The sequence below is a fragment of the Herbaspirillum camelliae genome (assembly GCF_001929405.1).
Classification (GTDB): domain Bacteria; phylum Pseudomonadota; class Gammaproteobacteria; order Burkholderiales; family Burkholderiaceae_D; genus Herbaspirillum; species Herbaspirillum seropedicae.
Window position 1 is genome coordinate 5,547,656 of the sequence record NZ_KV880769.1, and the last position, 24,092, is coordinate 5,571,747.

Here is a 24,092-nt window from a genome sequence, read left to right on the forward strand (position 1 = left end):
CATGAAATTGCTTCACTGGCTCGCCGCCTGGCGCGATCTGTGGCGGCGTTACTACGACGTCTTTTCGCACTTCTGGCGACTGCGCAAGAGCCTGCGCACCGACCACTACAACCAGCAGGAAGCCCAGTTCCTGCCAGCCGCACTAGCCCTGCAAGAATCTCCGGCCTCGCCGACCCTGCTATGGACTGCACGGGTGCTGATGAGTATGGTCGGCTTCTTCCTTCTGTGGGCAATCTTCGGTCGTATCGACGTCATCGTTCATGCTACCGGCAAGATCATTCCTTCAGCCCGTACCAAGACCATCGCCTCGGTTGAGGTAGCCAGCGTCAAGGCCTTGCATGTGACAGAGGGTCAGACGGTCAAGGCAGGTGATCTCCTGATCGAACTCGATTCCAGCAGCAGCGACGCTGAACATGACAAGGCAGCCGATGCAGCGGCCCAGGCACGTTTGCAGCTCGCACGGGCAAACGCTTTGCGCGAGGCTATTGCAACCGGCCAGCTTCCGCAGTTATCCCATGTACAGGCCACATCTGCTGCACAGTGGCAAGCCGCGCAGCGACAACTGGAAAGCCAATATCGGGATTTCAAGAGCAAGCTGGATCGTCTGGATGACGAGATTGCGCGCTACGGTGCCGCCTTGCCCCTGGCCAGCCAGCTTGCGCAAGACTACCAATCGTTACTGACCGAGAACGCCGTCTCACGACATGCCTGGCAGGAAAAGGAACAGGCCAGAATCCAGCTCAAGGGACAACTGGCCGACGCGCGCAACCAGCGCTCAGCGCTGATTGCCCAAACCTTGAGAGAAGCGCACGACGAGGGTATCGACGCCAGCAAGCGAATGGAAGCCGCCCTTCAAGATCAGCGGCGCGCCGGCCAGTACAGCAAGTTGCTCAAACTCGTCGCCCCGGTGGACGGAACCGTGCAACAACTCACAGTCCATACGATCAGCGGCGTCGTCCCGGCAGCCCAGCCACTGATGCAGATCGTTCCTCAGGTCTCGACGGTCGAAGTGGAAGCCTTTCTGGAGAACAAGGATATTGGCTTCGTACAGATCGGTCAGCAAGCCAACGTTAAGATAGAGGCCTTCGACTACACCAAATATGGCACGGTCCGGGCAAAGGTAAGACATGTCTCCCACGATGCCATCGAAGACGAAAAGCGGGGCTTGATCTACTCCAGCAAGATCATTCTGGAACGCAATACCCTCGCGGTCGATGGACGCACCGTGGCACTGTCACCAGGCATGTCGGTCACGGCCGAGATCCGGACAGGGACCCGGCGGGTCGTTGAATACGTGCTCTCGCCTCTGATTCGCCACCAGCGGGAGTCACTCAATGAGCGTTAGACTGACATCAGTATTCCTGACAGTTGCTGCGATGATGTCATGCTTGACCGTGGCGGCTCAAACACGAGAATGGCGTGACTGGCCCTCGACACCATTGCAAGATCCCCTATTGGCAAGACCGCCCGAACTGGACGAGGGAAAATTGCTGCCGGGTGATTCTCAGATCCTGGCGTGCGATGAACGGTCAGCCGTTCCGACGGCGCCGCTTGCCCTGGGTGATGCAATCGACCTCGGTTTGTGCCGCCACGCCCAGGTCAAAGCTGGATGGGCACGCATCAAGATGCAAGCAGCGCAAAAGGGGGAAGCCCAGAGCGCGTATTTACCTACGGTCAACGCCGGACTGAGATATCAGCAAGAGCGTGTCCGTCAGCCGGACTCACCACTGCCGCTCGATACCCAGCGCAGGAGTCGCTCACAGTACTACACCCTGACATGGCGCCTGCTGGACTTCGGCGGAAGAGCAGCCAACCTGCGTGCAGCCAATGCGTCACTCGACGCGGCGCTGGCCAGCCATGACGCGATCTTGCAAAAAACCATGGCAAGCGTGGTTGCCGCCTATTACGATGTGCAAACCACTGGCGCCAATCGCTTGGCAAGGGAGGTCAACGAACGGTTAGCGCGCCAGATCATGGACACTACCCACAAGCGCGCAGCAAAAGGCATGGCTGCCAGGTCTGACCTGCTGCAGGTCCAGACATCCTTGTCCAAAGCGGAGCTGGAGCATGCGCGCGCCATCGGGCAGCATGAAAAAGCCTTGGTCGTGTTATCCATCTCACTGGGACTGCGAGGACAGAGCGCTGGCCTGCAAGTGCCCATCGACCCTCCCGACTTGGTCATCCAATCCAGTGAGCTATCGCAAGACCTGGAGCAATGGTTGACTGTCGCGCGGCAGCACCATCCTGCGTTATTGGCGTCAAGGGCACAGTTGTCATCGTCGCAGCAGAAGCTGGCAGCGATCCGTGCTGAGGGCATGCCCAGTCTGGATCTTTCGCACGGATACTACGCCAATGGTCGCCCTAACCAAGGTAGCGCTGGTACACAGACACGGGAAACAGTGACGGGATTGTCATTGAACATTCCGCTCTTTGACGGTTTCTCCCACACTTACAAGGTACGCAACGCCCAGGCCCAGATCGACATCCGCGAGGCCGAACTCATGGAAACGGAGGGGCAGGTCATAGGTGAACTCACCAATGCCTTCGCGGACAACCAGGCATCACTGCGAAACCTGACCTCTTCACAGCGCTTGCTGGACAGCGCAAAGATGGCCTTGGACGACGTCCAGCGCAAATATGAACGTGGGTTAAGTGACATCATCGACATCCTGAACGTGCAATCAGCGCTGGCCGATGCAAGCCAGGAGCGCATCCGGGCCCTGGCCGAGTGGCGTTCAGCCAGATTGCGGTTGTTAGCTAGCGCGGGTGAGCTGGGGCGTATGCGTATTACTGAGCACGACAAGTAAAACTCATCCCATTGGCGGGCTGTCGGCTTTGGCTCCTATGCCTTAACTAACTACTACAACAATCGACCCATTACCTGGCGAGGTTCCTTGTATTCAATCGGCACGGAGGCGCTTACCGGCGGAATGGGTGGTGCGCTAATACGTGCATCTGGCGGCGGCCTTGCCGGACAGATCGCCTGGAGGCCCAATATGCTGGCGTCCAACTTTGGCGCCTCGCAATACAGCCGATATCGTCGTTGGTTGCTAACTAAAAGGACGAGATGAGGCGCGAACTCACCTCATCCTTTATGAGATGCTATGAGCTTGATAAGCACATTGACAGAGATGCTAGGTGGCATACTGGCAGAATATGCGATCCAAAAGAAATGGAGCAAGGTCAAAATATTCTTTGTGACGAGCGCCTTTTTTTTCGCTGCTTCTTTGGTCAATCTTCTTGTTTTTGAACACGGAATAGGGGTATTTTCGGCCATCTCAGGGGCAGCTATATTAGGGGTAGGTCTCGGCATTTTTTTTGTACTGGCCATCTATGTACATGAAAAAACCAAGAAGTAAGAGCCACTCCACTTTGAGAGCTGACGCACTTGCATGCATCTTTTCTCTGACCAGCTTCTTTGTCCCAAGCTCTGCTTTCTCTGAAGACCTGCCCGCTTATTCCAGAAAGCAAAATCCGCCTGATAGCATTCTTCTGCTAAGCGTGCATACTGCCCAGATCAGCATCTCCATACGGAGCAGGAAGAACCTACGCGATGCGGAAGTCGTCAAGCAAGACTTCGACTACTCATGTAGCGCAGCATCCTTGACAACCCTGCTCAATGGATTTTATGGACAATCCCTCACCGAGGAATCTTTGCTCAGCAGTGAGGCATCACCAGATGCCGACTTCTTTTCAAGAACTCCACGTCGGCAGACTATGCAAGCAGTTGAGTAGTTGAAATTCCGCGTATTTCCATAAGACCCGCTGAGATAAACCACAGGAAGGACGAACAGCAATCACCGCTGCATACTCTCCCAAACCTTCTGCAGCCGCTTCACCGACACCGGCATCGGCGTCTTCAGTTCCTGTGCATACAAGGACACGCGCAACTCCTCCAGCATCCAGCGGAACTCGGTCATCTTCGGATCCGCCCTGCCGGCGCGGTCCTTCAGGGCGCGTTGATACGGCAGCGCCACCGAATTCCATTCCGCCAGCAATCGCGTATCACGTGCCGGATCGGCGCGCAGCTTGTCCAGCCGCACGTTGATGGCCTTCAGATAACGCGGATAGTGACTCAGATTGCCGTAATCGGTCTCGGCCACGAAACGCTTGCCCACCAGTTGCGATAGCTGCGCCTGCATGTCAGCCGCCGCCTGCGCGTGCGCCTTGATGCCTTGCAGTTTCTTGGGCAGGGCATGGTACTCGACCAGAATCTGGCCGCACAGGCGAGCAATCTCGTTGACCAGCAAACCCAGGCGCGCCTTGCCTTCGTCACGGCGGCGATTGAACTCGTCGGCGTTGCGCGGCAGCGGGTCCTGCAGGAAGGCGCGCTCCAGGCCGGCATTGAGGATCTGTTCGCGCAATTCTTCCTGCGAACCCAGGGCCATGAATTGCATGCCCATCTGCTGCAGTCCCGGAATATTCTTTTCCAGATACTTGAGCTGCTCCTTCATCTGCAGGGCAAACAGACGACGCAGCCCGGCATAGTGGAAGCGCGCCGCCTCGGCCGGATCATCAAAGACTTCCAGATCACAATGCATCTTGCGATCCACCAGCGCGGGGAAACCGATCAGCGTCTGCGCCTGCTTGCCGCTGCCGCGTGTAATCTCCAGCAACTCAGGCAATTCACCAAAACTCCAGCTGGTGAGGTTGCTGTATTCGCCTACCGAAGCCGGCGCAGCAGGAGCCGCTGGCACGGCGCTGGTCCCGCCCTTGCCGGTGGAGGCGGCGGGCGACGGCGCGGCATTGTCCTCGTCCTCGCGGGGAGCAATGGCCACCTGCTCGGCCAGCTTCTGGAACTGCTGGCGCGCCTGTCCGCCGAACTCGGCCTGCAGGGCGGCGAGGTTGCGGCCCATCTCCAGCTGGCGCCCATGCTCATCGACGATCTTGAAGTTCATCGCATGATGGGCCGACAGCGTCTCCTGCTTGAAATCGCTGGGCTTGACCAGCAGGGTGATCTGCTCGCGGATGTCGGCAATGATGGCGTCGATGAGGTTGCCGCGACCAAAGGTCTTGCGCTCTTCCATGCGCTCGCAGAAGCGGGCGGCATAGCCGGGCAGCGGCACGCAATGGCGACGCAGCTTCTGCGGCAAGGACTTCAGCAGCAGATGCACCTTCTCCTTCAACATGCCCGGCACCAGCCATTCACAGCGATCCGCCGAGACCTGGTTCAGTGCATACAGCGGCACGGTCAGCGTGACGCCATCACGGGCAGCGCCGGGCTCGAAGTGATAGCTCAAGGCCATGGCGATGCCTGCCACGTTCATGGTCTTGGGGAACAGCTCGGTGGTCACGCCAGCGGCCTCGTGACGCATCAGGTCGTCACGGTTCAGGTACAGCAGCTTGGGATCGGCGGCAGTGGCCTCCTTGTGCCACTTCTCGAAGTCCACGCCATTGCAGATGTCATGCGGGATCAGCTTGTCGTAGAAACCGATGATGAGCTCATCGTCCACCAGCACATCCAGACGGCGCGACTTGTGCTCCAGGTTCTCGATCTCGCGCACCAGCTTCTGGTTGTGCGCAAAGAACGGGGCGCGGGTCTCGAAGTCGCCGCCGACCAGGGCGTCGCGGATGAAGATCTCGCGTGCTTCAGCCGGATTGATCTTGCCGTAGTTGATGCGGCGCTGGCTGTACACCACCAGCCCATACAGGGTGGCGCGTTCGGAGGCGGTGACCTGGGCGGCGCGCTTTTCCCAGCGCGGCTCGCCCCAGGATTTCTTCAACAGGTGACCACCCAGCTTTTCCAGCCATTCGGGCTGGATGTTGGCCACGCAGCGGGCATAAAGGCGGGCAGTATCGACCAGCTCGGCGGCCATCACCCAGCGCCCCGGCTTCTTGGTCAGATGCGCGCCGGGCCAGATGTTGAACTTGATGCCGCGCGCGCCCAGGTATTGCGCATCGTCCTCGCTCTTGAAACCGACGTTGCCCAGCAGGCCGGTCAGCAGCGCCAGATGCAGCTGGTCATAGGTGGCGGGGGCTTCATTGAGACGCCAGCCCTGCTCCTTGACGATGGTCAGCAATTGCGAATGGACATCGCGCCACTCGCGCAGGCGTAGTTGCGAGAGGAAGTTCTCGCGGCAATGCTCCTGCAGCTGGCGGTTCGATTTCTTGTGGGCGATGGCGTCTTCGAACCACTTCCAGATCTTGAGGTAGCTGGCGAATTCGGATTTTTCATCGGCGAATTTCTTGTGGGCGTTATCCGCCGCATTCTGCGCATCCATGGGCCGGTCGCGCGGGTCTTGCACGGACACGGCGGCGGCGATGATCAGCAGTTCGGTCAGGCAGGCATTGTCGCGGCCAGCCAGGATCATGCGGCCCACGCGCGGGTCCAGCGGCAGGCGCGCCAACTGCTTGCCTAGCGGCGTGAGGCGGTTCACGCCGCCCTGTTCTTCCACCGCACCCAGTTCCTGCAAGAGCTGATAGCCGTCGGCAATGGCACGGCCCAGAGGCGGCTCGATGAAGGGGAAGCTCTCCACATCGGTCAGATGCAGCGACTTCATGCGCAGGATCACCGAGGCCAGCGACGAACGCAGGATTTCGGGATCGGTAAACTTGGGACGCTGCAGGAAATCCTGTTCGTCATACAGACGGATACACACACCCGCCGCCACCCGGCCGCAACGACCGGCGCGCTGGTTGGCCGCCGATTGCGCCACCGGCTCGATCTGCAATTGCTCGACCTTGTTGCGGTAGCTGTAGCGCTTGACCCGCGCCAGGCCGGCATCGACCACATAGCGGATGCCAGGTACGGTCAACGAGGTCTCTGCCACGTTGGTGGCCAGCACGATGCGGCGTGCATTGCTGATCTTGAAGACGCGTTCCTGCTCTTGCGCGGACAGGCGCGCAAACAGCGGCAGGATTTCCACATGCGGTGGATGATGCTTGCGCAGCGCTTCAGCGGCGTCGCGGATTTCGCGCTCGCCGGGCAGGAAGACCAGCACATCGCCCGAGCCGATGCGGGCCAGTTCATCCACGGCATCGACCACGGCGTCCATCAGGTCGCGTTGCTCGCGGTCCTTCTGGGCCTGGCTGGCGCGACCTTCGGCGCGCGCCCGCGCCTGCGCCACCTCGGTGGAGACGCCGCTGCGGTCGGCATTGTCGATGGGACGATAACGGATCTCGACCGGATACAGCCGGCCCGAGACCTCGATGACCGGTGCCGGCGCGATCTCGCCCTTCACCTCGCGCCCGAAATGACGAGCGAAGCGGTCGGCATCGATGGTGGCCGAGGTAATGATGATCTTCAGGTCGGGACGCTTGGGCAGCAACTGCTTCAGGTAGCCCAGCAGGAAATCGATGTTGAGGCTGCGTTCATGGGCCTCGTCGATGATGATAGTGTCGTACTGGCGCAGCAGCGGATCGGTCTGCGTCTCGGCCAGCAGGATGCCGTCGGTCATCAGCTTGATCCACGCCCCCTTGGACAGCGTATCGTTGAAGCGCACCTTGTAGCCGACCAGCTCGCCCGGCGGGGAATTCAATTCCTGCGCGATCCGTTTGGCCGTGGAGGATGCGGCAATCCGGCGCGGCTGGGTGTGACCGATCAGGCCCTTTTCGCCACGGCCCAGCTCCAGGCATATCTTGGGCAATTGGGTGGTCTTGCCGGAACCGGTCTCGCCGCTGACGATGATGACCTGGTGCGCCCGTAGCGCCTCGGTGATCTCGTGGCGACGGCCAGAGACGGGCAGCTCTTCCGGGAAAGTCACCGGCGGCAAGGGATTGCGCAATGGCGCAGGCGTGGGCGCGCCCTCGGCGGCAGAGTCGGTGCGGCGTGGACTGCGGGCGTCGCGCTGGCCGCGCGCACGCTCCTGCTGCGGGTTCTTCTGCGGCTGGGCGGCCGGGGCTGGGGTGGGGGCTTTGGTAACAGACATGAGGCCGACATTATACCTGCCACCGGCCGCCCGGTCAGGCTGCAGGCGGCTGTGGGGACGATGGGGCTCGTCCTTTGGGGCGATACCCGGCAGATTGCTTCCGGATTGCAACAGCCGGGACTGAAATCCGGTCGCAAACGCCCATGGGCCAACGGATGGGCGCGACGCTGGTTATAATGCGCGTCATGGAAAAACAGACCGAATTCGTCAACTGGCTGCGCTCCGTCGCACCCTATGTCCACGCCTTCCGCGGCAAGACCTTCGTGGTCGCCTTTCCGGGCGAGCTGGTCACGGCCGGCGACCTGCAAGTGCTGGCCCAGGATCTCTCCCTGCTGCATGCGCTGGGCATCCGTGTGGTGGTGGTGCATGGCTCGCGCCCGCAGGTGGCCGAGCAGCTGGCGCTGCGCAATGTCGAGGCGCGCTTCCACAATGGCCTGCGCGTGACTGACAGCGCCGCCCTGGAATGCGCCAAGGAAGCCGCTGGCGAATTGCGCCTGGACATCGAGGCCGCCTTCAGCCAGGGCCTGCCGAATACGCCCATGGCCCATTCGGCCATCCGCGTGATCTCGGGCAACTTCGTCACGGCCCGCCCCATGGGCGTCATCGATGGCGTAGACCTGCAACTGACCGGCGTGGTGCGCAAGATCGCCGCCGACGTCATCCAGCCCATCATGAACGCGGGCGGCATCGTCTTGCTCTCGCCGCTGGGCTTCTCGCCCACCGGCGAAGCCTTCAACCTGACCATGGAAGACGTGGCCGTCTCGGCGGCCATCGCGCTGCGCGCCGAAAAGCTGATCTTCCTGTCGGAAACGCCGATGATGACCGACGCTGCCGGCACCGAAATCCGCGAGCTGTCCTCGCACCAGGCCGAGGCCGTGCTGTCGGCCGGCTTCCTCTCGCCGGAAGCGGCCTTCTACCTGGCCAGCGTGGTCAAGGCCTGCAATGCCGGCGTCTCGCGCGCCCACATCGTGCCCTTCGCCACCGATGGCTCGGCGCTGCTGGAGCTGTTCACCCACGATGGCGTGGGCACCATGGTCACCTACGAAAACCTGGAAAGCCTGCGCCAGGCCACCATCGAAGACGTAGGCGGCATCCTCAAGCTGATCGAACCGCTGGAAGCCGATGGCACCCTGGTCAAGCGTGGCCGCGAGCTGATCGAGCGCGAAATCCACTACTTCTCGGTCATCGAGCACGACAACGTCATCTTCGGTTGCGCCGCCCTCTATCCCTTCCCCAAGGAGCGCATGGGCGAGATGGCCTGCCTGACCGTGAACCCCGAAGTGCAGGGCCAGGGCGATGGCGACCGAATCTTGAAGCACATCGAGACCCGCGCCCGCGAAGCCGGCCTGACCAAGCTCTTCGTGCTGACCACGCGCACCTCGCACTGGTTCTTGAAGCGCGGCTTCGTGCTGGCAGGCGTGAACGACCTGCCGCAGGACCGCCAGCAGATCTACAACTGGCAACGCAAGTCACAGGTCCTGATCAAGAACCTGTACTAAGTTTTCCGTCAGGACGTGAGCAGGCTCAACCGCTGACACCCATCTCGCAGGCCCGCCCGTCCCAGGCATTTCATCTTAACGAACCAAGGAATCGACATGGCACGCATGGTCCACTGCATCAAACTGAACAAGGAAGCCGAAGGGCTGGACTTCCCCCCCTACCCGGGCGAACTGGGCAAGCGCATCTTCGAGAACGTCTCCAAGGAAGCCTGGGCCGCCTGGCTCAAGCACCAGACCATGCTGGTCAACGAAAACCGCCTGATGCTGGCCGACGCCCGCGCCCGCAAGTATCTGGCTGCGCAGATGGAAAAGCACTTCTTCGGCGAAGGCGCCGACGCTGCCGCCGGTTACGTGCCGCCGCCCAGCGAATAAGGCTGCGCCCGGCAGGGGTCGCCACCCGGAACGCCGCCCTGGTCCGCCACGGCGGCGTTTTTATTGCCCCCGCGCCAGCCGCGCCAAGCACTACAATGCGGATTCCTTTTCCGATTCATGCAGGAGTCCACTTTGTCCTTGCGTTGTCCGCGTCTTGCCATCCTGGTCCTGAGCCTGGGTTGCTTCCTTTCCGCCCCCGCTGTGCAGGCCGCTGCTACTGAAGCAGCGCCGCCGGCGGCCATCAAGTCCCTGCCAGCGGGCGTGAGCGCCGGCCCCAGCGCCGAGGGCATCAGCGAATACCGTTTCGCCAATGGCTTCAAGCTGCTCCTGCTGCCGGACGACTCCCAGCCCACGGTCACGGTCAACATCACCTACCTGGTCGGCTCGCGCCATGAGAACTATGGCGAGACCGGCATGGCGCACCTGCTGGAACACCTGATGTTCAAGGGCTCGCCGCGCCATCCCAGCATTGCGCAGGATTTCAGCAAGCGCGGCATGAACTTCAACGGCACCACCTGGCTGGACCGCACCAACTACTACGAGACCTTCCAGGCCAGCCCGGACAACCTGCGCTGGGCCATCGCCATGGAAGCCGACCGCATGCTCAACTCGAAGATTGCCCGCAAGGATCTCGACAGCGAGATGACCGTGGTGCGCAACGAGTTCGAAGCCGGGGAGACCTCGCCCACCCGCGTGATGTTGAAGCGCATGCAGAGCGTGGCCTATGACTGGCACGCCTATGGCCGCAACACCATCGGTGCGCGCAGCGATATCGAGAACGTGCGCATCGAGAACCTGCAAGCCTTCTACCGCACCTACTACCAGCCCGACAACGCCGTGCTGCTCATCGCCGGCAAGTTCGATCCGGCCCAGGTGCTGCAATGGGTGGACCAGAGCTTTGGTCGCCTGCCCAAGCCCAAGCGCACCCTGCCCGCGTTCTGGACGGTCGAGCCGACCCAGGACGGCGAGCGGCAATTCGTGATCCGCCGTCGCGGTGACCAGCAACTGGTGGCACTGGCCTACAAGATGCCCTCCGCCCTGCACCCCGACGCCACCGCCCTGGGCTTTGCCGCCGACATCCTGACCGACACGCCCAATGGCCGCCTGCACAAGGCGCTGGTGGAAACCGGCATGGCCACCGAGGTCTATGCGATGCCGCTGGAAGGAATGGCCCCTGGCCTGCAGATGATGGTGGCCAAGGTCAAGGTCGGCGGTGATCTGGACGCGGTGCGCCAGGCCATGATCAGCGCCGTCGAATCCTTCAGCACCCAGCCGCCCACACCCGAGGAAGTGGCGCGCCTGCATCGCGAAGCCGCCAACAGCTTCGAGACCCTGCAAAACAATCCGCAACAGCTGGCCGTGGCGATGTCCAACGCCATCGCCCGCGGTGACTGGCGCTTGCTCTTCATCGAACGTGACCGGATGCAGCGCCTCTCCAGTGCCGATATCGCCGCTGCTGCGGGCCGCTACTTCCGCCGCGACAACCGCACCGTCGGCCTCTATATTCCCGACGACCATCCCCAGCGCGCCGAGATCCCCACCGCCCCGGGCATCGATACCCTGCTGTCGCAATACCAGCCGCGCACGGCCATTGCCTCGGGCGAAGCCTTCGATCCGGCCCCGGCCAATATCGAACAGCGCACTACCCGCATCGCCCCCGGCCAGCCGCCCCATACCGCCCTGGACCTGGCGCTGCTGCCCAAGCAGTCACGCGGCCAGACGGTGTCGGTCAGCCTGCACCTGCGCTTTGGCGACGCCCAGAGCCTGTTCGGCCAGCGCAACGTGGCCCAGTTGACCGAGGCCATGCTCATGCGCGGCACCGACAAGCTGGACCGCCGCCAGCTGGCCGATGAATTCGCCCGCCTGAAGATCAATGGCAGCCTCTACCGTTTCCAGACCACCCGCGAGAATCTGGTTGCGGCGATTGCCCTGGTGGGTGAGGTGTTCCGTCATCCGCGCATGGATGCGGCCGAGTTCGAGCAATTGAAGAACGAGACCGTGGCCGGGCTGGAAGCCGGTCGCAAGGACCCTGACACCCGTGCTGGAGAGGCGCTGTCCGTCCACTTCGACCATTACCTGGCGGGCGACTGGCGTGCCGCGCAGACGCTGGAGCAGCGTATCGCCGCCGTGCGTGCTGTGACGCTGGAGCAGGTGAAGGATTTCCATCGCCGCTTCTACGGCGCATCCCAGGGTGAGCTGGCGGTCGTGGGCGACTTCGACCCCGCCCAGGCGCGCAGCGCCATTGACCAGGCCTTTGGCGGCTGGCCCAGCGCCGCGCCCTATGCACGAGTGCTGCAGACCTGGGCCGATATCCCCGCCAAGCGCCTGCTCGTCGATACCCCCGACAAGGAAAACGGGGTCTATTTCGCGCGCCAGAACATCCGCCTGCGCGACACCGATCCCGACTACCCTGCCCTGGCCGTGGCCAACTTCCTGCTGGGTGGTTCCAGCCTGAAGTCGCGCCTGGCCGACCGCGTGCGCCAGCAGGACGGCCTGTCCTACGGCATCTACAGCGGTCTGCAGGTCGCCGCCCTGACCGACGCCGGCCACTTGACCATCTACGCCATCGCCGCGCCCCAGAACCTGGACAAGGTCGATGCCGCCGTGCGTGAAGAGATCGCCCGCGTGCTCAAGGACGGTTTCAGCGAGGAAGAACTGCAGCGCGCCAAGTCCGGCATCCTGCAACAGCGCAATCAGCAACGCGCCGGCAACGATGGCGTAGCCGCAGCATGGACCTCGCTGATGAATCAGGACCGCAGCTTCCTGTGGCAACAGGAGCTCGACCACAAGCTGGCCAGCCTGACGCTGGCCCAGGTCAACGCGGCCTTGCGCAAGTATGTCGATCCGGCGCGCATGACTACCGTCATCGCCCGCGACGAGGCCAAGGTCCGCAAGCCCTGATGGCATGAGGGTGGCGCAGCCGCGCCCTTCATGAATGCGCCCAAAACAAAATGGCCGTGTCGCGATGACACGGCCATTTTTTATCCTGCATTGACTGCTGGTTTGACTGCTTGTTTGATTTCTTGTTGACTATTTATCGATGCCCAACTGAACCAGGCCAGTACCAACAATCACTACAAGGCGAATTACAAGTCAAAACGGCGGTCAGGACCTCCCTCAAAATTCCAGCTTCTTCACCCCGTCAGCCGTGCCCAGCAGGCAGACATTGGCCCCCTGGCGCGCGAACAGGCCATTGGTGACCACGCCGACGATGTTGTTGATCTTGTCTTCCACGTCGGCCGGATCGGTGATGGACAAACCCAGCACATCGATGATGTAGCAGCCGTTATCGGTCACCACCGGCTTGCCGTCCTTGACCCGCAGGCGCGGCTCGCCGCCCAGCGCTGCCAGCTTGCGCGCCACCACCGCATGCGACATCGGGATCACTTCCACCGGCAGCGGGAACTTGCCCAGCACCTCCACCAGCTTGGAGCCATCGGCGATGCAGACGAACTTCTGCGCCACCGAGGCCACGATCTTCTCGCGCGTGAGCGCCGCGCCGCCACCCTTGATCATGGCGCCGCCGCCATTGATCTCGTCGGCCCCGTCGATATACACCGGCATGGTCTCGACCTCGTTGAGATCGAAGACGGTAATGCCGTGCGAACGCAGGCGTTCTGCCGTGGCTTCCGAGGAAGCCACGGCGCCCTTGATGCGGTCCTTGATCTTGCCCAGTTCATCGATGAAGAAATTGGCAGTAGAGCCCGTTCCCACCCCGATGATCTCGCCATCGACCACATATTCGATGGCGGCCTTGGCCACGGCCTGCTTCAGTTCGTCTTGAGTCATGATTTCTTATTAATTAATAGAACGTAAATAAAAACTTGATTCCCCACGCCGTAGAACTTACGAATTCTCAAATCATTAATTCTTAACAGGCGGGAGAAAAAATCTCAGTGCGCATCGTCAGGTTGCTCATCCAGCGTCTCGAAGAGCGCGATCTGCAAGCGCGAATGCAGCTTGACCAGCTTGCTCCACAGCAACCACAACAGCCCTGCCGCGCCCGCCAGCACGAAGGCCAGCAGGTTCAGCGGCGGCAGGATGCTGGCGCTCAGCACGAAAATGAGCAGCATGATGCCGACGATGGACATGATGGGCAAGACCTCGGAGACGATCTTGCGCACCCCCGAAGTATACGCTCCCGCGAACTCGGGCTTGACGCTGACCTCCGCCAGCAGCATCGAGAGCGCCTGCAGCTTGCGGTAGGTAGCGATCAGGAAGGGCAGCGACAGCACCAGCGCGCCGCCCCAGATGATGGCCTTCTGCACATCAGGGTCCGGCGTCCAGCCCGACAGCTGGCGCGACAGCCCATCGACGAAGAAGGCCCCGCCCAGGAAGACCGCGATCACCAGCGCCAGGTTGACCATCACCTGCATCAGGATGCGGCGGATGATGCGCGTGAGCTCGGCGCGGTCGCCGGTGGGCTGCAGGCTTTCCAGCCAGCGAGAATACATGCCCATCAGGCCCGAGACCCGCGCTGGCACCAGCGTCACCGCCTTGGCCGAGAGCGGATCGGCGGCCTTGATGAGGTAAGGCGTCAGCAAGGCGGTGACTGCCGAGACCGCCACCACGATGGGATAGAGGAAATCGCTGGTGACCTTGAGGCTCTGGCCGAGCGCCGCGATGATGAAGGAGAACTCGCCGATCTGCGCCAGGCCCATGCCAACGCGCATGGGCGTGCGCCCGCCCTGCCCGGCAATGAAGGTCCCCAGGCCGCAACTGATGAGCTTGCCGAAGACCACCGCCACGGTGATGACCGTGATCGGCATCCAGTACTTGACCAGCACATTGGGATCGAACAGCAGACCGATGGCCACGAAGAAGATGGCCGAGAACATGTCACGGATCGGCTCGACCAGACGCTCGATGCGGTGCAGGTGGCGCGACTCGGCCATCACCGCGCCGACCAGGAAGGCCCCCAGCGCCACGCTGTATTGCAGCTTCATCACCAGCAGGCAGAAGCCGAACAGCACGCCCAGCACCGCCACCAGCAGCATCTCGTTGCTCTTGAAGCGGGAGATGAAGCTGAGCAGCCGCGGCACCGCCAGGATGCCCACCACCAGCGAGACCGTCATGAACAGCACCAGCTTGCCCACCGTGGTAAAGACTTCGGTGGAATCCACCGAGCCGCTGGTGGCCACGCCCGAGAGCAGCGCGATCATGCCGATGGCCAGGATGTCCTCGACGATGAGGATGCCGAAGATGATCTGGGCGAACTTCTCGTTCTTCATGCCCAGCTCATTCAAGGCCTTGACGATGATGGTGGTGGACGACACGGCCAGCATGGCGCCCAGGAAGATGGCGTCCATCCGCTTCCAGCCGAAGTAGAGGCCGATCTCGTAGCCGATCCAGATCATCAGCAGGATCTCGGCGGCCGCGCCGATGAAGGCCGTCGCCCCCACCTTGGCCAGTTTCTTGAGACTGAATTCCAGCCCCAGCGAGAACAGCAGGAAGATCACGCCCAGCTCCGAGAGGATGTGCACGGTCTTTTCATCCTGGATCAGGTCGTAAGGCGGAGTGTGCGGGCCGATGATCACGCCCGCCACGATATAGCCCAGCACCACTGGCTGCTTGAGCTTGTTGAAGACAACGGTGACGATGCCGGCAATCAGCATGATGATCGCCATGTCCTGGATGAATAACTCGACTTCGTGCATCGTACGGGGATTCCTTTCTGGTTGAGGTGGCGGCGGATGGAACGGGTCCAGCGGCAACCGTGTCTTGAACGCAGCGCAGCCCGGTGGCAGTGCTCACTGCGGCCCTGCCTGCGCCATTTTGCAGCGCCCTTGCACCACGACAGGCTTTGCTGCGGCCAGGAAGGCTGGCGCAGAGGTGGCGCGGTGCTGGATGTCAGGGATGTCTGGTGCTGCTGGCGGGCCGGCGAACGGCCGGCGCTGGGTGCTGATCTGTGTCCGCTCTTGGTGCGTAGGGTCGCGGCGGCAAAGGCGCAAGGGATGGCCCTCGCCACGGGATTCCCCGAAAATAACACAAGAGGCAACCCGCCCGCAATGCAAACGACACGGCCGACCTGGCCTGTCGCGTGGAAAGTTAGTAAACCTGGGGCATCTCCGTCAGCGTCCTGGTCAAGGGACTAACAAAGCAGTAATGGTGCCGCCAGGCATGAAACCTGCTAAACCGAAAGTCTCGCACAGCGGGAGATCATCCAGGCGGACTGCCGGCTCACCCCGGCACGCGCACCAGCACTTCGGCAGCCTTTTCGTCGAAGGCGATGCGGGTCGTGAACTTGGCGCGCTTCATCGGGAAGCGCGACTGGAAATGGCGCACATTGCCCGACCCGGAAATGACCCGCCGCACGAACTGGTAGTAGGCGTCCATGTCGATGACGTGCACCGCCAGGAAGTAGTCGTATTCGCCCGAGACGAAGTAGCACTGCATGACCTCGGCCTCCTTGGCCATGCGCTGCTCGAAGTCCTGCATATGCTGGTCGGACTGGTTGTTCAGCGAGATCTCCAGGAAGGCCAGCATGCCATAGCCCAGCGCGAAGGGATCCACCATGGCCACCTCGGCGCTGATGATCCCGGCCTCGCGCAGGTCACGGATGCGGCGCAGGCAGGTGGGTTGCGAAATATGCAGTTTTTCGGCCAGCACGCGGGTGGAAATCTGGTTGTCCTTCTGCAGCATGTTGAGCAGTTTGCGGTCCACCTTGTCGAGCGTGTGATGTTTGGCAGCCATGGGGCAAAAGTCAGGAGGGTTTTATTTGGGCAAGCCGCTTAAAAAAAAACTTGGCGAAGCCGATTCTTATGTTGTACCGTCTGCATTATTCAGAAAGTCGGGGACGAAAGCAAAGCGGGACGCCCAGCCCCCGCAACAGGGATCTGAATAAAGCTTGAGTAGTGAGACAAATTAAAAGTGGTCAATTCAATCTACAGAGGAATTCTATGAAACTCAAGAGCGCCATTATTCCATTAACCGCTGCAATCGGCCTGGCCTTAGCAGGCGCCGCGTATTCCCAGGAAGTCGTCAAGATCGCCCACGTCGGCCCGCTGTCCGGCCCCAACGCCCACATGGGCAAGGACAACGAGAACGGTGCGCGCATGGCCGTGGACGAACTCAACGCCAAGGGATTCACCATCGGCGGCAAGAAGGTCAAGTTCGAGCTGGTTGGAGAAGATGACGCATCCGATCCGAAGCAGGCTACTGCCGTGGCCACCAAGCTGGTCGACCAGAAGGTCGCCGCCGTGATCGGCCACCTGAACTCGGGCACCACCATCCCGGCCTCCAAGATCTACAGCGACGCCGGCATCCCGCAGGTCTCGCCTTCGGCGACCAACCCCAAGTACACCCAGCAAGGCTTCAAGACCGCCTTCCGCGTGGTGGCCAACGACGCGCAACTGGGCGCAGCCCTGGGCAAGTATGCCGTGCAGAAGCTGGGCACCAAGCAGATCGCCGTCATCGACGACCGCACCGCCTATGGTCAGGGTGTGGCTGACGAATTCGCCAAGGGCGCCAAGGCGGCCGGCGGCACCATCGTCGGCACCCAGTACACCAACGACAAAGCCACCGACTTCAACGCCATCCTGACCTCGCTCAAGGGCAAGAAGCCCGACGTGGTCTTCTTCGGCGGCATGGACGCCGTGGGCGGCCCGATGCTGCGCCAGATGAAGCAGTTGGGCATCAGCGCCAAGTTCATGGGTGGCGACGGCATCTGTACCGGTTCCCTGCCGGGCCTGGCCGGTGACGGCCTGGGCGACGACCAGGTGATCTGCGCCGAAGCCGGTGGTGTGGACGAGGCAGGCAAGAAGGGCATGGACGACTTCCGCGCTGCCTACAAGAAGAAGTTCGGCATCGACGTGGTCTACAACGCCGCCTACGCCTATGACGCCACCATGACCGTGGCCGACGCCATGGCCAAGGCCGGCTCCGCCGATCCCAAGAAGTACCTGCCCGAACTGGCCAAGATCAGCCACAAGGGCGTAACCGGCGTCATCGCCTTCGACGCCAAGGGCGACATCAAGGACGGTTCGCTGACCCTGTACACCTACAAGGGCGGCCAACGCACCCTGCTGGCCGTGACCAAGTAATCGGTTGCGACAGCAGGCCGGCCCCTGGGCCGGCTCAGGCAACATGCCAAGGAATGCCCCCGGTGCGAGCCGGGGGCATTTTTGTTTATACGATTTATATGGTTATGCGCTTATATGGTTCCTGGCATCCTCAGGCGCGCAGCGCCTTCTCCAGCTCAGCCTTGTTCATGCTCGAGCGGCCCTTGATCTTGCGGGAAGCCGCTTCAGCATAGAGCTGCTGATAGGTACGACCACCCGAGCCGCTATGCGAGCGCAAGCCTCCACGGCGGGAAGAAGACATATCCTCGGTCGAAGTCTTGCTGGCCGTCTTGGATTCGCCATGGCGGGCGCGTTCCTTGTTGACAGTGCGCGCCGCGATTTCCTCGGCGCGTTTGGTCCCGGCCCCGTGCTTGAGGGCGCCGGACTTGATGTGTTCGTACTGGCGTTCGCGTTTATTGCTCCATGCAGCCTGGGGCATGATGACCTCCTCATGAAGATGAAGATGATGAAGACGGCGGATGTCGCTCGCCCATGTCTGCATCCTAGTCACTGGCACCCTGCCCTGCCATCCTCCGGGCGCTGATATGACTGTAGGAGAGGCAGCGACGCCTGTTACGACCGATGCCCAACGACACAGATTTTCCACCTGGAAATATCATCACCGTGATAAAGCTGTACAACCTTTCGCCACCAGGCCAGTCCAAACGCTTCAACAACAAGGAACGCGGGAGGACTTAGTGAAAAAGATCATGGGCATGTTTGGCCTCGTGCATGGGGTGATTGCGGTGCTGTTTGCAGCGGGCGCGCTTGCGCTGATCGCGATTGCCGCGCGGATGGGATTTGAAGCGGTGATGGAAGGATGGGGCCTGCCGCAGGCCCAGGCGCTGATCGAAGCCATCGGGATCCTGGCGGCGGCGGTGGTGGCCTTTCAGATTGCCGAGACCATCACCGAGGAAGAGGTCGTACGCGACGCCAACATCAGCGCCCCGACGCGGGTAAGGCGTTTCCTGTCGCGCTTTTTCGTGGTGGTGGTGGTCGCGCTGGCCATCGAGGCGCTGGTGATGACCTTCCGCGCCGTGCATGAAGAGCCCGAAGAGCTGATCTATGCCGCCGCCCTGCTGGCCGGCACCGGCGCGCTGCTGGCCGCCTGGGGCTATTTCATTTATTGCAACCGCGTGGCCGAGGAGCTGGAGCCGGACGCTATGGAAGAGGCCAAGGAAGAGGACAAGAAGCTCGATAGCTGAGCAGGGCTTGTCTCCGCTGTATCGTCCCGCAGCAGGTGGCCAGGGCTGTACCTTGGGGAGGGACGGCAGGGAATTTTTCTGCGGGGAGTGGAAGAAGGAAAAAGAAACGGCTATAATCGCGGACTTTTGCTGATGTAGCTCAGTTGGTAGAGCAACTGATTCGTAATCAGTAGGTCGACGGTTCGATTCCGCCCATCAGCACCAGAACAGAAGCGGCTTGCAGCGATGCAGGCCGCTTTTTTTTGCTCCGCAATTCTGGCTTTGCTCCGCAATTTTCTCACTTAGGCACCCTTCCCTTAAATTAGCTCGCATTAATAAGGTGACCATTAAAGGCACTCGGTGACATCTGAGCAGGAGAAGTGGTGGCGCTTGCCAGATGTCCGCAGTTGACCATCAAATACCTCAAATGGTGCAATATCTGCGCACTTGGTCATTTTTGGCCACTCGCGATGAAATCACATCTCTTGATCTTCTTTGCCCGACCTTCGGTATGCCTGCGCCTTGGGGCCATTCGTGAAAATGCGAACAGGCCTTATTTGTAACCGTTTGGATTAACGAGCCCCTTCAGGGCCGTAACAAAAGTGCTCATCAGCCTGTCAGGCCAGCACACCTTCGATACGCGGCCGCACCACGACTCAGGACAAATGGCCCCGAGCCGCCTGCCCCGGCAGCCCGATCAAGAGGTCTTCATAAAAGGCGCCCACCGGATAGCTAGGATGACGCAGTTGAATCTCCAGCACCCACAGTGCCTGGCTCGGAGTGATATCCATCTCGGCCAGCTTGGCCGGGCCGAACAAGGCATGCGGGAAATCGGAGACACGATGTCCCGCCAGGTTACGCTCCAGCAGCCAGCCTCCGCGCAAGGCCTCGGCCTGGGCAAAATCGTAGAGTTGACGACCGCTCAGGCCAGTTTCCCATTTTGCCCGGGTGGCATCGAAGACGTCGCGTGCGGCCTGGGCGCAGGCGTGGTGCAAGAACTCGTTGCCGAAGACGAAGGTATCACCGAAATCTCCCTCATAACCATCCCAGACCGGACCGATATCGACCACCACGATATCACTCTGGCGCAGCACTCGCTCGCGCTGCACGCCTTGGCGCGGCGTGCGCACCGTATCATCGCCGAAGCGGATGTAGGTCGGGTGCCAGGTGTGGGTGGCCCCCATTGCGCGCAGGTGCCGGTCCGCCATCTCCACCGCGTCGGCGGTCGACATGCCGACCCTGAGCTTGCCGGCGATTTGCGCCACGGCGCGGATGGACTGGGCGCGCGCGGTGAGCATGCCCTCTAGCGCATAACGCGGTCCCACCCGTTCGAACACTGGATCTACGCTGCTGCGCGCCAGCGGCGCCAAGCTGGCCCCCGATGGGACGAAGGCCTCCGTCAATAAATGCCGAGGCGATACGCCCCAGTGCGGGCCGGCCTGGCGGAGGGCGGCGATCATGGCCGCATTGCCGCAGGCGACCAGTTGCGTCGCGGACCATTGGTGGTCACCGGTACCAGCCAGCACCTGTACCTGTTCATCCAGGGTGCCGTTGGCGGCGACCCAGCCAAAGCGCGAGTCGCGCGTCGCCAGTGCATTGAGGAAGACCTCATCATAGAAATCGTCTGCTGTGGCATTGCCCCAGTAAAGGGTCACGCGCAGATCCGGTGCAGCCTGTGCATCGGCTAGCGCCGCCAGTAGGATGGGCTTGATGCCGGCATAGCCGGTGCCGGTGGCCAGCAACACCAGCTCGCGGGTACCGGATGCGGCCGCAGCCTGCCAGGTGCAGGCACCGAAGCCGCCCTCCAGTGTCAGCCTGTCACCGGCCCGCAGGTTCGTCAGCATGCGCCCGGAAAATTGACCATCCCGTACCTGCCTGATATGGAATTCAAGCAGGCCCTTTTCCAGAGCGGGCAGGTTGGCCACCGAGAAGCAACGGCTGCTGCCATCATCGAGATAGAAGCGCAGGTACTGCCCCGGACGCACCGGCGGCTGCTGACCGTCGCAAGGGCGCAGTACCAGGCAGGTCACGCTGGCGCTCAAGGGACGCTTCTCCACCACGTCGGCTTCGAAGCGCAAGGCCTGTGCCGGTAGCGGCCAGCCCGGAACTTCGATGTGCATGTCGCTGCAGGCATGGCTCTGACACAGCAGCATCTCATCCTCGGAAAGTGGATAGGGGGTGCCCAGGGCATGGTAGGGTTCGCGCCGATACTGGCCTGCCAGCACGCGCACGCGACAGCATCCGCACTCGCCGCGCCGGCAGGAAAAGGGCAGCGAGATGCCTTTTTCCAGTGCTGCGTCGAGCAGCAATCCGTCACCGCAGGTGAATTCTTGCGGATCATTGGCGATGGTTATCCTGTAGTGCTCCTGCATGTCATTCTCCCTTGTCCCTGTGCCGCAATGGCCTGTCATCGAGGAAGCGATTGTGCGACTAGAATAGGACCCTCTAATACCTCCAGTTTTGATAATTTCATATGGTCCAGATCAGAAACTGGCGCTTGCTGCTCGATCTCGCTCATGCCGGCGCAGCCATCTCCTATCGGGATATCGTGGCCGGCCTGGTACGCGCCATCGGTGACGGTCGCCTGCCCCCCGGCGCGGCACTTCCAGGAACCCGCGAGATGGCCGCCATGCTGCGCGTCAATCGCAAGACCGTGATCGTGGCCTATGAAGAAGCGGCCATCAAAGGCTGGCTGGTCAGCCGCGAGCGTAGCGGAACATTCGTCAGCACCGCCTTTGACCGTGCTACGGTTCACACCAGCATCAGCGCAGTCGCGCTGGAAGAGCGACTGTTTGCACCAGCCTTCCAGAAGTTGTCGCTGCCCGGTTATTTCGATGAATTGCCGCCGCAGGGTGCGATGCGAGATCGGCGGATGATGTACTTCGACAACGGTTCACCGGATCATCGCCTGCTGCCCCAGGCCATCCTGCACCGACACTATCGCCGCGCGCTACGTGAGGGCTTGCGCAATGGCCGGGTGCGCTACGGTAACCTGGAATCGGCCAGCCAACTGCGCGAGGCCTTGGCCGACATGCTGAGTGCCACCCGCGCGCTGCCGGTTGCGCCCTCTAACATTTGCCTGACCCAGGGCACGCAGATGGCCTTGCACCTGGCAGCGGCAGCGTTGATACAACCTGGTGATACGGTGGTGGTGGAGCGGCTCAGCTATCCGCCGGCCTGGGCCATTTTCCGGGCGTTGGGCGCACGCGTGGAGGTGGTGGATATTGATGCCCACGGTTGCAAGGTAGAGCAGATCGACGCCCTGTGCCGGCGCAATCCTATTCGTTTCATCTACCTGACACCGCACCACCAATTCCCCAGCACGGTGAGCCTGCGAGCCGATCGTCGCGAGAAGTTGCTCGCCCTGGCGATCCGTCATGGTTTTTCCGTCATCGAGGAAGACTATGACCATGAATACCACTTCACAGGTCGTCCGCATGCGCCACTGGCCAGTGATCCGTGGCAGCGTCATGTGATCTACGTCGGTTCGCTCTCCAAGCTGCTTGGACCGAGCTTTCGGTGCGGCTTCGTGGTCGGCCCCGAGAACCTGGTCACCACCCTGGAGAGCAATCAGCGTTTGCTGGTCACCCACGGTGACGCCATCCTTCAGAAGATGCTGGCCGAACTCATTGTCAATGGTGAACTACGCCGCCACGTCAAGCGCAGCAGCAAGCATTATCGGCAGCGCCTTGAAGTATTGCTGGACTGTCTGCGGCGCAGCTTCGGAGACCGCATCTCCACTCAAGTCCCCGAGGGTGGTCTGGCGCTGTGGGTGACCTTCACGGATGACATGAACGTCGACGCTCTGGCCTCTCGTTCGATCAGCGAAGGATTGTTCGTGCGCAGCGGCAGCCAGTTCTCGCCGCTGGGAGAGTCCATCAATGGATTGCGTTTGGGATTTGCCTCAATGTCACCCGATGAGCTGGTACGTGCGGTAGCGCGACTACAGCGCGCATCGGACAAATTGTAAATGTGGACTGGCCATAGTAAGTGCTGAAATCGGGTGCAAAAAACCGCCCGGAGGCGGCTTGTTCACTTGGTCGGCGTCACCTTCTGGCCGCGCCGCTTTCGGACGTAAATTTCCGTCGTCGTCACGCTCTTGTGGCCCAGTTGCCCTTGCGCCGCCCTCACCCCTTCGGAATCGGTCTTGTCCGTTCCGGCCTTGGCGCGCAGGTCTCGGAACTGGAACTCAGCAAACGGAATACCGGCATCTTCCCGCGCCTTGTCGAACCTGCTCCGCAAGGTTTCATAGGTGAGCGGCTGGCCCTCTTCATTCACCAGCAGGCGGGTTGTAGTTACCTTTCCGATAATACTTCTCTTCCTGGCCAGGATTTTGTCGACGAGAACCTGCAGCTCCCCCGTAATCTCGATGCGCACCTTGCTGTTGGTCTTGTTCTGCGTCACCTCGATGGCACCCTCACGGATGTGCTTCTCGTCCACCTTGAGCACGTCGGCTACTCGGCCGCCAAGCAGGTATGCCAGATCCATGGCGTCGCGTAGCACCTGGCCGCTCTTCTCCCATACCTTGGAATACATGTCGTCGTAGACATAGACGTCCCGCCCCTCCTCGCGGAACGATTTGATGCCAGCGCATGGATTGGGCAGATCAGTCAGCCCCTCGGCCCGCGCTGCATTCCAGACGTGCGAAATCAGCGCCTTATCACGATTGGCCGCCACGCGCCCTTCATCCCCCTTCACCTCAAGCCCCTTTTCGCGCAAAAAATCCTGCCGCTTCTTGCTGCGCCAGGCCATGTACTGGCGGACGTGGATCGGCTTGATTTCTTCGAGCGGCGCCGGTGGATTGTCGAAAAACTCGAAGAGGAACGGGAACTGCCGCAGCTTCTCGCGCCTGGTCTTGGGGCTGTTATCCAGCATGTATTTCTGCTGATACACCTCGCAGGCATAGCGGAAGGTCACCACCTTGGACACGGTGGAAGGCGGCATCGCCTCCAATTCGGCCCACTTCCGCACGGCCTCGACGTAGTTAGAGCCGAGCGGAATCTCACGACGCGGCTTGCCGCCGGCATCGTAGTAGTAATAAATCACCCCGCTCCGTTGCTCACGCGCACGCACGCCACGTGGAAGATTCGAATTTTTCGACGGCCTGCG

The 24,092-nt window shown here is 61.5% G+C and carries 16 protein-coding genes and 1 tRNA gene; 10 read left to right on the forward strand and 7 right to left on the reverse strand.

The genetic code is table 11. The features are described 5' to 3' along the window. Position 1 precedes the first annotated feature (1 nt). From BGK68_RS24800 to BGK68_RS24810, 3 genes are all read left to right on the forward strand, one after another. A complete protein-coding gene (locus BGK68_RS24800; RefSeq protein WP_075259267.1) occupies positions 2–1,345 on the forward strand; it encodes an HlyD family type I secretion periplasmic adaptor subunit in 1,344 nt (447 codons plus the stop codon). After that, positions 1,335–2,807: a TolC family protein gene (locus BGK68_RS24805; RefSeq protein ID WP_075259268.1), complete on the forward strand. Its 1,473-nt coding sequence runs from the start codon at positions 1,335–1,337 to the stop codon at positions 2,805–2,807. Before BGK68_RS24800 ends, BGK68_RS24805 begins: the two co-directional genes overlap by 11 nt. Positions 2,808–3,104: 297 nt before the next feature. Beyond that, positions 3,105–3,359, forward strand: a complete 255-nt coding sequence (locus tag BGK68_RS24810) for a hypothetical protein (protein ID WP_075259269.1) — start codon at positions 3,105–3,107, stop codon at positions 3,357–3,359. A gap of 438 nt (positions 3,360–3,797) precedes the next feature. Here the strand turns inward: BGK68_RS24810 and hrpA are convergent, their stop codons facing one another. Further along, positions 3,798–7,868 (reverse strand): ATP-dependent RNA helicase HrpA, encoded by a 4,071-nt coding sequence (hrpA, locus tag BGK68_RS24815; RefSeq protein WP_075259270.1) that lies wholly within the window; start codon positions 7,866–7,868, stop codon positions 3,798–3,800. 185 nt (positions 7,869–8,053) lie between these two features. Between hrpA and argA the strand changes: the two genes are divergently transcribed. The 3 genes from argA (at position 8,054) to BGK68_RS24830 (ending at position 12,640) form a co-directional block, all read left to right on the forward strand. Beyond that, positions 8,054–9,367 (forward strand): amino-acid N-acetyltransferase, encoded by a 1,314-nt coding sequence (gene argA / locus BGK68_RS24820; protein ID WP_198937257.1) that lies wholly within the window; start codon positions 8,054–8,056, stop codon positions 9,365–9,367. A 96-nt stretch (positions 9,368–9,463) separates the two neighbouring features. Continuing rightward, the gene (locus tag BGK68_RS24825) at positions 9,464–9,739 is read left to right on the forward strand and encodes an oxidative damage protection protein (RefSeq protein WP_075259271.1); all 276 of its coding nucleotides are present in this window, start codon (positions 9,464–9,466) and stop codon (positions 9,737–9,739) included. A 132-nt stretch (positions 9,740–9,871) separates the two neighbouring features. After that, positions 9,872–12,640 carry a M16 family metallopeptidase gene (locus BGK68_RS24830; RefSeq protein ID WP_075259272.1) on the forward strand — a complete coding sequence of 923 codons (2,769 nt, stop codon included), beginning with the start codon at positions 9,872–9,874 and terminating at the stop codon, positions 12,638–12,640. A 216-nt stretch (positions 12,641–12,856) separates the two neighbouring features. Here BGK68_RS24830 and rpiA read toward each other — a convergent pair whose 3' ends face one another. The 3 genes from rpiA to BGK68_RS24845 all read right to left on the reverse strand — a co-directional run bounded on the left by rpiA (position 12,857) and on the right by BGK68_RS24845 (position 16,432). Then, complete coding sequence (gene rpiA, locus BGK68_RS24835; protein ID WP_075259273.1) at positions 12,857–13,528, reverse strand: ribose-5-phosphate isomerase RpiA; 672 nt, start codon at positions 13,526–13,528, stop codon at positions 12,857–12,859. 104 nt (positions 13,529–13,632) lie between these two features. Continuing rightward, positions 13,633–15,396 carry a cation:proton antiporter gene (locus BGK68_RS24840; protein WP_075259274.1) on the reverse strand — a complete coding sequence of 588 codons (1,764 nt, stop codon included), beginning with the start codon at positions 15,394–15,396 and terminating at the stop codon, positions 13,633–13,635. Positions 15,397–15,919: 523 nt separating this feature from the next. Next, the gene (locus BGK68_RS24845) at positions 15,920–16,432 is read right to left on the reverse strand and encodes an Lrp/AsnC family transcriptional regulator (RefSeq protein ID WP_013235408.1); all 513 of its coding nucleotides are present in this window, start codon (positions 16,430–16,432) and stop codon (positions 15,920–15,922) included. Between the two features lie 206 nt (positions 16,433–16,638). Here BGK68_RS24845 and BGK68_RS24850 point away from each other — a divergent pair, with 206 nt between their 5' ends. Beyond that, positions 16,639–17,781 (forward strand): branched-chain amino acid ABC transporter substrate-binding protein, encoded by a 1,143-nt coding sequence (locus tag BGK68_RS24850; protein ID WP_075259275.1) that lies wholly within the window; start codon positions 16,639–16,641, stop codon positions 17,779–17,781. Positions 17,782–17,911: 130 nt separating this feature from the next. Here the strand turns inward: BGK68_RS24850 and BGK68_RS24855 are convergent, their stop codons facing one another. Then, the gene (locus BGK68_RS24855; protein WP_075259276.1) at positions 17,912–18,238 is read right to left on the reverse strand and encodes a plasmid stabilization protein; all 327 of its coding nucleotides are present in this window, start codon (positions 18,236–18,238) and stop codon (positions 17,912–17,914) included. A gap of 271 nt (positions 18,239–18,509) precedes the next feature. On the opposite strand from BGK68_RS24855, the gene BGK68_RS24860 reads away from it, so the two are divergent. Together BGK68_RS24860 and BGK68_RS24865 are read left to right on the forward strand one after the other, a co-directional pair. Next, positions 18,510–19,004 carry a hypothetical protein gene (locus tag BGK68_RS24860; RefSeq protein ID WP_075259277.1) on the forward strand — a complete coding sequence of 165 codons (495 nt, stop codon included), beginning with the start codon at positions 18,510–18,512 and terminating at the stop codon, positions 19,002–19,004. Between the two features lie 128 nt (positions 19,005–19,132). Continuing rightward, a tRNA-Thr gene (locus BGK68_RS24865) sits at positions 19,133–19,208 on the forward strand. 431 nt (positions 19,209–19,639) lie between these two features. Here BGK68_RS24865 and BGK68_RS24870 read toward each other — a convergent pair. Then, positions 19,640–21,355 carry a M24 family metallopeptidase gene (locus BGK68_RS24870; protein WP_075259278.1) on the reverse strand — a complete coding sequence of 572 codons (1,716 nt, stop codon included), beginning with the start codon at positions 21,353–21,355 and terminating at the stop codon, positions 19,640–19,642. A gap of 101 nt (positions 21,356–21,456) precedes the next feature. Between BGK68_RS24870 and BGK68_RS24875 the strand changes: the two genes are divergently transcribed. Continuing rightward, a complete protein-coding gene (locus tag BGK68_RS24875; protein WP_075259279.1) occupies positions 21,457–22,953 on the forward strand; it encodes an aminotransferase-like domain-containing protein in 1,497 nt (498 codons plus the stop codon). Between the two features lie 62 nt (positions 22,954–23,015). Here BGK68_RS24875 and BGK68_RS24880 read toward each other — a convergent pair whose 3' ends face one another. Beyond that, positions 23,016–24,029 (reverse strand): tyrosine-type recombinase/integrase, encoded by a 1,014-nt coding sequence (locus BGK68_RS24880; RefSeq protein WP_233149402.1) that lies wholly within the window; start codon positions 24,027–24,029, stop codon positions 23,016–23,018. Positions 24,030–24,092: the final 63 nt, after the last annotated feature.